This window comes from Prosthecochloris sp., from assembly GCA_015482705.2.
Taxonomy (GTDB): domain Bacteria; phylum Bacteroidota; class Chlorobiia; order Chlorobiales; family Chlorobiaceae; genus Prosthecochloris.
The window spans coordinates 32002-44960 of record JADMLA020000034.1 but is presented as its reverse complement, the minus strand read 5'-3'; the positions used below and the strand labels follow the sequence as shown (position 1 = coordinate 44960).

At 47.6% G+C, this 12959-nt stretch carries 10 protein-coding genes, 2 tRNA genes and 1 pseudogene; 8 read left to right on the top strand and 5 right to left on the bottom strand.

The genetic code is table 11. The features are described from left to right. Positions 1 to 10: 10 nt before the first annotated feature. The 4 genes and pseudogenes from QZ209_RS08200 to QZ209_RS08185 form a co-directional block, all read right to left on the bottom strand. Positions 11 to 916: pseudogene (locus QZ209_RS08200) on the bottom strand (methylmalonyl-CoA mutase family protein); the annotation flags it as partial. Between the two features lie 338 nt (positions 917 to 1254). Beyond that, positions 1255 to 3039, bottom strand: coding sequence for a carboxyl transferase domain-containing protein (locus QZ209_RS08195; protein WP_294346818.1), 1785 nt, complete (start codon positions 3037 to 3039; stop codon positions 1255 to 1257). Positions 3040 to 3045: 6 nt separating this feature from the next. Next, complete coding sequence (mce, locus tag QZ209_RS08190) at positions 3046 to 3456, bottom strand: methylmalonyl-CoA epimerase (RefSeq protein ID WP_294346816.1); 411 nt, start codon at positions 3454 to 3456, stop codon at positions 3046 to 3048. 39 nt (positions 3457 to 3495) lie between these two features. Beyond that, positions 3496 to 5409 (bottom strand): propionyl-CoA synthetase, encoded by a 1914-nt coding sequence (locus QZ209_RS08185; RefSeq protein ID WP_294346855.1) that lies wholly within the window; start codon positions 5407 to 5409, stop codon positions 3496 to 3498. A gap of 240 nt (positions 5410 to 5649) precedes the next feature. Here QZ209_RS08185 and QZ209_RS08180 point away from each other — a divergent pair, with 240 nt between their 5' ends. Beyond that, positions 5650 to 6918 (top strand): exonuclease SbcCD subunit D, encoded by a 1269-nt coding sequence (locus QZ209_RS08180; protein ID WP_294346814.1) that lies wholly within the window; start codon positions 5650 to 5652, stop codon positions 6916 to 6918. Here QZ209_RS08180 and rsmA read toward each other — a convergent pair. After that, the gene (rsmA, locus tag QZ209_RS08175; protein ID WP_294346812.1) at positions 6883 to 7674 is read right to left on the bottom strand and encodes a 16S rRNA (adenine(1518)-N(6)/adenine(1519)-N(6))-dimethyltransferase RsmA; all 792 of its coding nucleotides are present in this window, start codon (positions 7672 to 7674) and stop codon (positions 6883 to 6885) included. The two genes, QZ209_RS08180 and rsmA, sit on opposite strands and share 36 nt — an antisense overlap. A gap of 70 nt (positions 7675 to 7744) precedes the next feature. Between rsmA and QZ209_RS08170 the strand changes: the two genes are divergently transcribed. The 7 genes from QZ209_RS08170 to QZ209_RS08140 all read left to right on the top strand — a co-directional run bounded on the left by QZ209_RS08170 (position 7745) and on the right by QZ209_RS08140 (position 12937). Further along, a complete protein-coding gene (locus QZ209_RS08170) occupies positions 7745 to 8728 on the top strand; it encodes a transketolase family protein (protein WP_294346810.1) in 984 nt (327 codons plus the stop codon). 119 nt (positions 8729 to 8847) lie between these two features. Next, entirely contained in the window at positions 8848 to 9183 is a 336-nt protein-coding gene (locus QZ209_RS08165; RefSeq protein ID WP_294346808.1) for a YbaB/EbfC family nucleoid-associated protein, read from the top strand. Between the two features lie 8 nt (positions 9184 to 9191). Continuing rightward, positions 9192 to 9806, top strand: a complete 615-nt coding sequence (gene recR, locus QZ209_RS08160) for a recombination mediator RecR (protein WP_294346807.1) — start codon at positions 9192 to 9194, stop codon at positions 9804 to 9806. Positions 9807 to 9875: 69 nt separating this feature from the next. Next, positions 9876 to 11255 carry an FAD-dependent oxidoreductase gene (locus tag QZ209_RS08155; RefSeq protein WP_294346805.1) on the top strand — a complete coding sequence of 460 codons (1380 nt, stop codon included), beginning with the start codon at positions 9876 to 9878 and terminating at the stop codon, positions 11253 to 11255. 126 nt (positions 11256 to 11381) lie between these two features. Then, positions 11382 to 11454, top strand: a tRNA-Arg gene (locus QZ209_RS08150). Between the two features lie 20 nt (positions 11455 to 11474). Continuing rightward, a tRNA-Pro gene (locus QZ209_RS08145) sits at positions 11475 to 11547 on the top strand. Between the two features lie 196 nt (positions 11548 to 11743). Then, positions 11744 to 12937 (top strand): integrase arm-type DNA-binding domain-containing protein, encoded by a 1194-nt coding sequence (locus tag QZ209_RS08140; RefSeq protein ID WP_294346803.1) that lies wholly within the window; start codon positions 11744 to 11746, stop codon positions 12935 to 12937. The last annotated feature ends 22 nt before the right edge of the window (positions 12938 to 12959 follow it).

Sequence of the window (12959 nt, the reverse complement as noted above, 5' to 3'; positions counted from 1 at the left end):
CGGTTTTCGTTGCCGTCTCATCGGTAAAGCATTTTTTTTCCGAAACAATCAGTTTGATCGGTAAACCTTGTTCCGTGGCGAGGCGCATGCCTCCGCATTCCTCGATAGCCGTAAAAACTTTCCAGGCTGATTCGGTGAGACTTGATGAGAGCGTTTCGATATATGCTGAACCTGCAGCAGGGTCGATAACCCGGCCGAGCATGCTTTCATGGTTGAGGATGTGATGGATGTTTCGCGAAAGGCGGGCGGCAAATGATCTGTCTGTGTTGTTTTGGCGATCGAAATGGCTTATGAACAGTGTATCGTATCCTCCCATGATTGCTGCCGCGGATTCGGTCGCGAGTTCTATGAGTGTGTTGTGAGGATCCCCCATGAAGGGTTTTTCGGTGAAGGTCGTTGCCGTTACGGTCGGCTCGGGAATGAATGAGCTCGAAACCTGCTGTGTTATTCTTTTCCAGAGAAGCCTGAATGCCTTGAATTTCGCTATTTCTGTGAAAAAGGAGCTGTTCGTGGTAAAATTGATGGTTAAAAACGACGCTGCGTCAGGTGGATCGATTGTCGGTTGCAGTTCCCTGAACAAATTGCATACAGATGCGGCAACCAATCCGATTCGCTGAGCTGTAGTCGCTCCTTTTTCTTGCCATTCGCGGTCACTTATCCCTAACGTTTTGAACTGCTCTGCATGCTGAGAATATTGAAAAAGGTCTGTAGCGACGGCATCGCCTTTATCGATCAACCCGCCTTTGAAATGATTGAACAAGGAGTGTTGAGAAAGTTTGTGGGCAAAATGCCGGGGGTTCGCAAACCCTGAAAAATGGAGAAAAACAGAGCGGGGATCGATATCGTGTAACAACAGGTTGAAAAATGTATCGTCTGGTTCAACGATACCGGATGTATCGAAAAGAAGGGAATGCATACCCTTTTCGATATGCTCTATCGCTTCTGCATTTGCCTGACGAGGATTTGATGCGTCTATTTCCACACCCGCTTTCCAACAGTTATCTTTTTTGCCGACGGCAGGAGGATGGCTGCATTGCGGCCTTTCTTCGGGGCTGTAGTAAGGGTCGAGGGAAAAACCGTCAGCATTGAACCATTCGATTGCGCTGTAGTCGGTTCCTCTGAGGTCTGTTTGAGCCTGCTTCTTCCACTGTTGCTTCGTTACCGGGTTAAAATCCTCGAACATAGTTTTCAAACGTGATGAATAGTTTTCTGAATAAACTGTAATTGGTGTTGGCAGTAAAGGGTTTCAAGCGTTCATAATGCAAAGGTTTTCCGATATTCTTCGATAATGAGCGAAAGTCGATGTCTCAGATTATCTGGTTTGACGATGTGCTTTGCATACCCCTTTTCTTCAAGCCATCGGGTTGTCTGGAACCCTCGGGAGGTTTTTTTTCCGGTGTATTGTTCGATGACTCGTTTACCGGAAAAACCGATGTTCCCTGCATTGTATTCAAATAACTGAATTCCTCTCGAGCCGATACCGATGGCGACACCTCCGAGGGTAGGGTCGGTAATGATGGTGATCACAGGAAGGGATGCTTTTTCAACCCGCGAAAGGGCTACATGCACTTTTGGGATGCTGACCATCGAGGAACAACCTTCATGCATTCTCGCCCCGCCGCCTGCTGCCTGGAGTATGATCGGGCACCTGCGTTGAATGGCGGTTTCACAGGCACGCCAGATTTTTTCTCCCGTTGACATGCAGAACGAGCCTCCCAGAAAGCCGAAATCAGTAGCACAGAACACAACGTCATGCCCGAAAATTGTCCCATCGCCCGTTATGAAAGCCGATGCCTGACCGGTCGCTGAGCGTGCTTCTTCGAGCTTCTCGCGGTATTTCGGAAAAAGGAGGATATCCCTGTCCACAATGTGGCGTGTGTTGGGATGTTCACGGAAAGAGTCTTTGTCGAGGGCATGCTTGATATAATCTTTTGCAGAAAGCCGGGTATAGCGATAACCGCATTCAGGACAGACATAGTTGTTTTCCTGAAGTTCAGGAAAAAAAACAGGGTCGTAGATCCTTTTCTTGTCATTGTTTCTGCACCCCTTATGGCGCTTGATGTACAATCCTCCGGCTGGTTTTTTCAAACATCTCGAGATGTTGCGTTCAAAAAGAGTCATATCGGATTCCTGCATCTCGTCCCATTGGCCAACTGCTTTCCACCGTTCTACTCTTTCTGAAAAAATCTTTTCGGAAGGGATGGTTGCAAGCTCCGTTGCATGAAAGATCAGCGACTGTTTTAGTGAGGCTATTGCGGCATTGGGAAATCGGTGTGCAGGTCCTTGCGGTTCGGTGACAAGTGCGTCGACAATGCCGTGAGAACGTGCTTCTCGGGCCGTGATTTGTGAAATTTCGGCAGCGTAGTTTGCTTTTGCTCGCGTTCGGAAAAGAATCGAAGAACAGGCCTCGGGAGAGATTACCAGGTATGTGGCGTTTTCCATGGCGAGAACCCTGTCGCAGCCGGTTAAGGCTATGGCTCCGCCGCTGCATCCACGGTTCATGATTACCGAGATTGTAGGGACGGGCGTTTCGGCAAGCGCTTGCATGCATCTTCCGATTTTCCAGGCAATGCCCCCTGATTCCGCTTCTTCAGTAGGGTCGGCTCCCGGAGTATCGATCAATGTGATTATGAGACGATTTTCACATTCGGCTGTCTCTATTGCTTTCAAAGCGCGTTCATAGGACGCCGGTGTGGGCATTCCCTGATTCCATTGTTCGGCAAACCCATTTTTCTGCATGAGTTCCTGGAGGTGCTCGAAATCGGAGGTGGGAGCAGATTGTTGGCCGATCAGCATGACTTTCAATGCCCCCTTTGGGGTATCGAGCATGGCTTTATGTGTCTGTATGAGACAACCGCCGTATGTGTCGGTTTGCAGATACTCCTCAACCTCTTCGAAAATGTCCAGATAATCGAGGTATTTTGGACGTTCGGGGTGAAATGATAACAGGTACTTCTCATATTCGCTCAGCTGTTCGATATTCTCGGCCGAATAGCTGAAACCTTGTTTTTTTTCGAAAGGGAGAAAAAAATGCTTCACAATGCCTTAATCCTGAATCTTCTGAATAAACTCGACAAGAACTTTACTGGTGTCTTTGGGGTTGAAAAATACAACTTTTTTTCCTCCTGCCCCTTCAGAAGGATTTGAAATCGGCAGGAGATTTTCCTTGACGGCTCTTTCAATTTCTGCTTCCAGATTTTCGGTTTCAAGCGCGATATGGTGGAGGCCTTCGCCTCGTTTTTCAAGAAATTTCGAGATTGGACCGGCTGTACCAAGTGGTTCAAGCAGCTCGATTTTCGAGTTTCCGACTTGAATGAACGCTACCCTGACTTTTTCGGAAGGAACCTCCTCGATAAGTATTTGTTCATCGGTTGCACCAATTAACGTTCTAAACCGTTCAAGTGCGTTTTCAAGATCGTGCACCGCAATGGCTATGTGATCGATATTCGAAATCATCAGAAAAAGTTTGTTTGATGATGGCCAGATGTCGACCGATTAGTTTGCGTATCCGATTGACTGTAGGGCTTCTTTGATTTCGTCGAGGATAGCCGGATCGTCGATTGTGGCCGGCATGGTATATTCCTCACTGTTCGCGATTTTTCTCATGGTACCCCGAAGTATTTTGCCGGAACGGGTTTTTGGTAAATGGTCGACGATGACCGCTTGCTTGAACGATGCGACAGGACCGATGTTTTCACGAACATACTCGATGACGTGCTTGATAATCTGGCCATGCGGAGTGTCGACACCTGATTTCAACACGAGAAATCCAACCGGTACTTCTCCTTTGAGTTCGTCTGCAGCACCGATGACGGCACTTTCAGCTACATCCGGATGAGCACATAGCTCGGCTTCTATTGCTCCGGTTGAGAGGCGGTGTCCGGCGACGTTTATAATATCGTCAGTACGTGACATGACGAACAGGTAGCCGTCTTCATCGATGTAGCCGGCATCGCTGGTAAGGTAGTAGCCGGGGTATTTCGACATATAGCTGTCGATAAAGTGATTGTCGGCTTTCCACAGTGTCAGCATGGTCCCCGGGGGTAGAGGATGACGGATCACGATGTCGCCCATCTGGCCGGCTGGAAGTTCTTCTTTGTTCTGGTTGATAACTTTGACGTTATAACCCGGGACGGCTTTGGAAGCTGATCCATATTTGATTGTACCGGGTTCTATCCCCAGGCAGTTTGCTGCGATTGCCCAGCCGGTTTCGGTTTGCCACCAATGGTCGATAACCGGTACATTCAGTTTTTCTTCAGCCCATCGAACAGTGTCGGGGTCGGCTCTTTCGCCAGCGAGGAAAAGCGAACGAAATCCTGACAGATCGTATTTTTCTATGTAGGAACCCTTCGGGTCCTCTTTTTTTATTGCCCGGAAAGCTGTAGGAGCGGTAAAGAAAACGGAGACACCATATTCATTGATGATTCTCCAAAAGACACCCGGATCGGGTGTTCCGACAGGTTTGCCTTCGAAGATGATGGTAGCGTTGCCGTTGAGTAAGGGCCCATAAACAATGTAGGAATGCCCTACGACCCAGCCGATATCACTTGCGGCCCAGTAGGTTTCTCCCGGTTTAACACCGTAAACATGCTCCATGCTCCATTTCAGAGCGACCATGTGTCCACCGTTGTCACGCACGACGCCTTTTGGTTTTCCGGTGGTTCCCGAAGTATACAGGATGTAGAGCGGGTCGGATGATTCTACAGGGACACAAGGAACCGGTTCGGCTCCGAGAAGAGCTTGTTTCCAGGTTAGATCACGGTCTTCGTTCAAAGGAGCCCTGAGTTTTTCCCGTTGGCGGATAATGCACATTTCAGGCTTGAAGTGAGCCAGTTCAACGGCAAAGTCCAGCAACCGCTTATAATCTATAACTTTGTCTCTTTCGATACCACAGGATGCTGAAATAATGACTTTCGGTTTACAGTCATCTATCCTGACTGCCAATTCATGCGGTGCGAAACCTCCAAATACCACCGAATGAATGGCACCGATCCTTGCACAGGCAAGCATGGCGATGACAGCTTCCGGAATCATCGGCATGTAGATGATGACACGGTCTCCTTTTCTTACACCTCTTGACTGTATGGCTCCAGCGAAAAGTGCAACCTTGTCACGGAACTCACGAAAGGTGAAACGCTCTTTTGTTCCTGTCACCGGGCTGTCGTAGATTATCGCAGTGTCATTACCGCGACCTTCATCGACATGACGGTCGAGAGCATTGTAACAGGTGTTTGTTTTGCCTCCGGCAAACCATCGGTAAAAAGGAGGGTTGGTATCGTCGAGCACCCTGTTCCATTTCGTGTACCAGTGGAGATTTTCCGCGGCATCCGCCCAGTATTGTTCAGGGTTGTCAATGGATTTCCCGTAGGCATTTTCATAAGACTGTTTCATGCTGGAGTCACGTTTAATAAGGTTTAATGCGGGCGTTGTGAATGTTTACAACGATATTTTCAGAGCGCCTTGACTGTGACAAGGAAATGAAAAAGATAGAAGATTAAGAAGGGTTGTTGTAAACTCTTATTTTACAAAATATCAATCGTAAAACCATGACTTTTACCCTGTGTCTTATGAGTGAAGGGGAGCGAGAGATGTTTGTGATGTGAGCGGTTACGGTGAATGTTGATATATAACGGTAAGTAGAAAAAAGTTATGAAGATTCTTCACACTGCCGACATCCATATCGGTTATAAAAATCATGGAATCATTGACCCGAAAACCGGTCAGCATTCAAGGCTTGGGGATTTCGAGCGTTGTTTTCGATACATGGTAGACCATGCCATAAAAGAAAACGTTGATCTGGTTCTGTTTTGCGGAGATGCTTATCGGGATATGAATCCGAGCCAGACAGATCAAAGAATATTTGCCCGCAGTTTGAAGCCTCTTCTCGATCGCGGCATTCCGATTGTGATGATCGTGGGAAATCATGATCATCCATATACGTTTGGTAAAGTGAACTCCATGGAGATATTCTCGCTTTTCTCTGACAGCATCCATCTCTTTACTACGTGTGAATCAAGGGATATCATGACGAAAAGCGGACCGGTTAGAGTCATCGGGCTGCCTTGGCCGATGATTCATGAATTGCGAACAAAAGAAGCGTTTACAGCATTGGCTAAAGAAAAACAGCATGAAAAAGTTCATGAGATCTATTCTGAATTTGTGACGGCTGAAACCAGGCGCCTGAGAAAAGAGCCGGCAAACTATCCGGTCGTTGTTGCCGGTCATTTGCACGTGGAAACGGCTGTTATGACAGAAGGTTCGGAGCGGGTGACCCTGGTTACAAGAGATCCTATTTTCTCGCTTTCCATGTTGAAGCAACCTGAGTTCGATTATGTTGCACTGGGACATATACATAAGCACCAGGAGTTGGGTAAAGAGAAAAAGCCGCCAGTCGTCTATTCTGGAAGCATTGAACGGATAAGCTTTGCCGAAGCCGGGCAAAAAAAGGGATTTGTAATGATCGACATCTCGAAGAATAAAGAGGTGACGTTCCGTCATATTCTTTCACCTTCGAGGAAGATGATACAGCTCGAGATCGATGTTCGGGAAGAAGAGGAACCGATGTCTCTCATTCTTGAAAAAATTGGTGACGAGATGCTGGAAGAGGCTGTTGTGAGGGTGGTTATAGCCTGTCGTGCCAGCCAGCGGAGTCTTGTGGAAATGAAAGAAATACGCCGGTCATTACGGTCAGCATTTGTTATTGGCGGTATACAGCTCCAAGTTGAGCAGGAATCTTCTCGGAGCAGGGTTCCCGAGTTACACCGTAACCTTTCGACAAAAGAAGCTTTGGAGATGTATATCAATCACAACAAACAGTTTCTTCCCCTTAAAAAGGCCATTCTAAATGCAGCGCACCTGCTGGAGGAAGAGTGCGAGCATGACTTAGCCGATAAGAGAACGGACTTCTCTGAAGAGTGAAGAGAAATCGTCGATCGAAAGGGATTCCGCGCGCCGTGTCAAATCAATCGAGGCGACTTTCGAGAGGTCGTAGTTTTTTTTGAGATTGTTCTGAAGAGTTTTTCTTCTCTGACCAAAAGCGGTTCGGACAAACCTTCTGAATGCTTTCTCGTTTACATCCAGGGGCGTGCTGCGTGGGATAATCTTCACCACAGCACTGTCAACCTCTGGTTTCGGTCTGAATACCTTTCGGCTTACCTTGAAAAGGTAGGTGACCTCGCAGAATGTTTGAAGCTGAACGGCCAGAATACCGTACTCTTTCGTATTGGGTTTGGCTGCGAGGCGTTGAGCCACTTCATGTTGCATCATCAAAGTTTCTGAGACGATGTGTTTGCGATTGTCGAGGAGTTTGAACAGGATCGGAGAGGTAATGGAGTAAGGTATGTTTCCCATTATCTTCAATGGTCCTTCGGCAGAAAGGTCAGTGATGTTTATCGTGAGAAAATCTCCTTCGATCATCTTGACAGAGAGAAATTCCTTGCGAATGAACGCTGCTAGTGCGCGGTCTTTTTCCACAGCGGTGAAACTTTCTGGAGACGCCTCGAGAATTGCACTGGTGAGTGCTCCGAACCCCGGACCAATTTCAAGAACACGGTCATTTTTTCCGATTCCAGCGGACTCAACGATTTTTCTGCAGATATTACGGTCGGTCAGGAAGTTTTGGCCAAATTTTTTTTTTACCGCTATTTCTGTATGCTTATATTCAACTTTTGTCATTTCGAGCGATTTGAGAGAAAAAAATAACAGCAGGGAAGTACTTTTAAAAATTTAAGTTATTCTTTGAATAATGGCTGAACAAAATACCCTTGCCGAAGCTGCACAATACATTTCTCGCGGGTCACATGCAACCCGTAAAGGATTTGGTGAGGCATTACTGGAAATCGGTGAAAAAGATGATTCAGTAGTGGCGCTGTGTGCCGATCTGACCGGTTCACTGCATATGCATCATTTCCAAAAGGAGTTTCCCTCCCGCTATTTCCAGACCGGTATTGCCGAGGCAAACATGATTTCCATGGCAGCAGGTCTTGCCACAACTGGTAAAAAACCTTATGCAGGGACATTTGCTGCATTTGCATCCGGCAGGGTATATGATCAGATCCGTCAGTCGGTATGTTACTCACGTCTCAACGTGAAGATTTGTGCATCACATGCGGGTTTGACGCTTGGCGAGGACGGAGCCACTCATCAGATGCTTGAAGATATCGGGCTCATGCGTGGCTTGCCTGGAATGACCGTGGTTGTTCCGGCCGATTACAGTGAAACCAAACGGGCGGTAAAGGCTCTTCATGAGCACCAAGGTCCGGTCTACCTTCGTTTTGGCAGACCGTCGGTTCCTGATTTTTCTCTTGACGAGGATGGTTTTGAGATAGGGAAATCTATCGAGCTGAATCCAGGAAAGGATATTACGGTTATCGCCTGTGGCATCATGGTCTGGAAAGCACTTGAAGCTGCAAGAGTCCTTGAAAAAGAAGGTGTGACCGTAAGAGTTATCAATATGCATACGATCAAGCCTATAGACAAACTTGCGATTGTTCGTGCAGCGAACGACACCGGTGCAATCGTTACGGCAGAAGAACATCAGGTACATAACGGGCTTGGTGATGCAGTCGCTCATGTTTGTGCTGAAAGCATTCCGGTTCCAATTGAGATGGTTGGTGTCGAAGATACTTTCGGTGAATCCGGGAAACCTGATGAGCTGATGAAGAAATACAAGCTTGCAACAGAAGATATTCTTGAAAAGATATATCTGGCTTTGCGTAGGAAGATATGAGGGATAATGGAAACGTGGTACACCGGTTTTATGTTGTGATTATTGGGCCAGGCAATGAACAAAGAGAACCGATTGCACGAGAGTTTCGGGAAAATGTTTAGCACAAGGAGAGAAAGGTTATGTCAATGCCTAATTTAAATGACATGATGAAGCAGCTCCAGCAGGCAGGAGCAAAAATGCAGGATGTTCAGAAGCAGCTAGAAAAAATAACTGCTGAAGGGGATGCCGGGGGTGGAATGGTAAAGGCCACGGTCAGTGGAAAACAGAGGGTGCTTTCCATAACCATTGATCCTGAAATCCTCGATGATATGGAAATGGTCGAGGATCTGGTTGTTGCTGCGGTAAACACCGCTCTTGAAAATGTAGGAGAGAAGGCTCGTCAGGAGTTATCGAAAGCCGCCGGTGATATGCTCGGTGGTGGAGATATACTGAAAAACTTCAATTTTGGCCAGTAGGACCATCAATGCGATACACTTCGGCGGCAATTGAAGCATTGATAGAAGAGTTTGCGAAATTGCCCGGAATTGGGCGAAAGACAGCCCAGCGACTCGCTATGCATATTCTTCATGAACAACAAGGAGAGGTCGGTAAACTTGCCAAAGCTCTTATGGATGTCAAGGAGAGGGTTATCAGCTGCTCAATCTGCCAGAATGTTACCGATCAGGGAGATGATCCTTGTTCCATTTGCAAGGGAAGTAACCGTGACAGGTCGGTGATCTGCGTTGTGGAGTCTCCTACCGATGTGCTTGCATTCGAAAAAACAGCTCAATATCGTGGATTGTATCATGTCCTTCATGGGGTTATCTCTCCGCTTGACGGCATAGGGCCGGACGATATACGGATAAGAGAGCTGCTTGCACGATTATCTCAGGAAGATGATAGGAAGGTCACTGAGGTTATTATGGCGTTGAGCCCTACAGTTGAAGGTGAAACAACGGTGTTATATATAAGCAGACTCTTAAAACCGCTGGGAGTTGAAGTGACAAAGATCGCTCGAGGGATTCCAGTGGGTGCGGAGCTTGAGTTTATCGATGAGGCAACTCTATCCAGGGCGCTTGAAGGGCGGTCGGTTTTGTGAAAAATAATAAAAAGAAGCCAGGTGGAGCTTCTTGATCAGTACGAAATAAACGTAACATTTTATTAGAAAATGCAAGGTAATAAGAAGTCTGTTGTAATACTTGGTGGAGGTCTTGCTGGGCTTACAGCCGCAAAGCGTTTGACGGATCAGGGCTTTTCAGTAAAGCTATTTGAAAAACGCTCCATATACGGCGGGAAGGTTTCGTCATGGAAGGATGAAGAAGGTGACTGGATCGAGTCTGGAACTCACTGCTTTTTCGGGGCGTATGATGTCCTTTATGATCTCATGCGCGAGATAAACGTCTATGATTCCGTCCTCTGGAAGGATCATAAGCTTACCTATACGCTTTCGGAAGGCAACAGATTTACGTTCAATACGTGGGATTTACCGAGTCCACTGCATCTTTTGCCTGCTATCGTCAAAAACGGGTATTTTTCATTTGGAGAAATGTTGTCGTTTTCCAAATCTCTGATCCCGTTGGCTCTGAAAAAAGATAAATACCCTCCCACACAAGATCATCTAACGTTTACAGAATGGGCAAAACAGCATAACTTCGGTAACCGTTTGCTTGACAAAATGTTCAGGCCAATGGCGCTTGCTCTCAAGTTTATCCCGCCGGAAAAGATATCTGCAAAGATCATTCTCGATGTTACTGAAGTGTTTTACCGTATTCCCAATGCATCGTGCATGGGTTTTCTCAAAGGTGCACCACAAGAGCATTTTATCGGTCCGCTTCAGGAATACTCTGAAGCAAAAGGTGCCGAATTTTTCCCCGGTACGACAGTCGAAAAACTGGTTTACGAAGGGGGCTCGGTCAAAGGTCTCCGGCTTGCGAATGGTGAAGTTCATTCGGCCGATTATTACCTTTCTGCCTTACCGGTTCATAACCTCAACGGGGTGCTTTCGGAATCGATGAAAAAAGACTGGAAGTTTTTTGGAGAACTCGAAAAGCTCGAAGGTGTTCCGGTGATCTCTGTCCAGATATGGTATGACCGAAAGATAACTGCCGAGGATAATGTGCTCTTCAGCCCAGATGGTATAATTCCGGTTTATGCCGATCTTGCCAATACGACACCCGATTACAAAATGCTTCGTGGAAAGCCTCATGAAGGGAAATCCCGTTTCGAGTTCTGTGTGGCACCGGCTGGAGAGTTGATGGCGTTGTCAAAAGAAGAAATTATTGCCAGGGTTGACCGTAGTGTTCGGAGCTGCTATCCGGAATCATCGAAAGGGGCGAAGATCCTGAAATCGACTCTTGTAAAAATTCCGCAATCGGTTTATGCGCCATTGCCGAATATGGAGCAGTACAGACCAACACAGAAAACACCTGTGCCTAATCTTTTCATTGCAGGAGGATTCACTCAGCAGCTTTATTACGATTCCATGGGAGGGGCGGTTATGAGTGCGAATCTGGCCTCGGATGAGATAGTTCGAGCTGCCAGAGGATAGTTTGAGGATATCGAGGGGATAATATGGTGGATTTTTAACTGAAAATGTTATCTTCACTCTCCCGAACCGACAGGGATGCGTACTGAATGAGAATGAGTTGGAGAAAGCGCAGAGTCGGGTTGAAACGCCCTTGTAGCTCAGTGGATAGAGCAGTAGTTTCCGGAACTAAAGGTCGGCAGTTCGAATCTGTCCAAGGGCACGATAAATGAAAATGGCATTCGGGGTGTGGCTCAGCTGGTAGAGTGCTGCGTTCGGGACGCAGAGGTCGTGGGTTCGAGTCCCGCCACCCCGACGAAGAGGTTAAATTATAGAGTGCCATGAAATGCCGAAACCCCTGTAAAATCAGGGGTTTTGCTTTTTGTGCCGTTCCGTGAAGTGCCGTGAAGTGCCTTGGAAACCCGATATTTTGAGGGTAAATTAGAGGGTAAAGAGGTAAATCGTATTTTTTGCCTGATTCTTTACCCTCTAATTTACCCTCATTTACCCTTATGCCAATACCGATCGTACCGCTTTCAGACACGCAGATTAAGCGCTGCAAGCCTCAGGACAAGCCGTACCGCTTGTTTGACGGCGGCGGGCTTTGCCTCTTCATTGCCGTCAAAGGCCGGAAGACTTGGCAGTACAGATACAAGTTCAACGGGAAAAGTGCAACGATGACACTGGGTGTTTATCCTGATGTCGGGCTTGCAAAAGCAAGAGAGTTGCACAGGAATGCGCGAGTACTTCTTGGTAACGGTATCAACCCTATCGAAGAGCGAAAACAGCAGGGTGAACCGGAAAAGCAGGGGACATTGTTTTCCACTGTGGCACGAGAGTGGTTCGAGATAGCGAAAAGCGAGTGGACTGAGGGACACGCGATGAAGATCTACCACCGCTTGGAGAAAGATGTGATGCCGGTGCTCGGGAATATGGTTATCGGTGACATTACGGCACAGGATGTGTTGCGGACCCTGCGTTTTGTCGAGGACAGGGGAGCTATTGACACGGCACATAGGGTGAAGGGGATCATAAGCCAGGTTTTTATCCATGCGCTTGTTACAGGTGTCGAGGGGATCGCGGCGAACCCGGCAGCCGGGTTGAGCAGGGTACTGCGGAAACCGAAGGTCCGGCACATGCCGGCGATTACCGAAGCTTCCGAGCTGGCCAGGCTCTTGCGAAGCATAGATTCCTATAAAGGCGCTTACATCACCAAGTGTGCCCTTCGGCTTGCCCCGATGCTGTTCGTTCGGCCGGGGGAACTGCGGTCTGCAGAATGGGAGGAGATCAATCTCGATGAAGCGGTGTGGAGAATACCTGCAAATAAGACCAAGACAGGGGAGTTCCTGATTGTTCCGCTGGCAAGGCAGGTGATCGCTATTTTGCAGGACTTAAAACTCTTTACCGGTGACGACCGGTATGTTTTCCAAGGCAGGGTGGATAATTCGTTCATGAGCGACAATACTTTGCTCAAGGCGTTGCGAACACTTGGGTGGAGTGCGGATAAGGTGACGATCCACGGTTTCCGGGCAACGGCAAGGACGTTCCTGCACGAACGGCTTGGATTTTCTCCTGACGCTATCGAGGCCCAACTTGGACACCGAGTTCCTGACCGGCTTGGCGGAGCGTACAATCGCACCAAGCACCTCGAGGAGCGCATCCGCATGATGCAGGCATGGGCGGATTATCTGGATGAGTTGAAGTGATTTACGTATCTTTCCCGTAAAT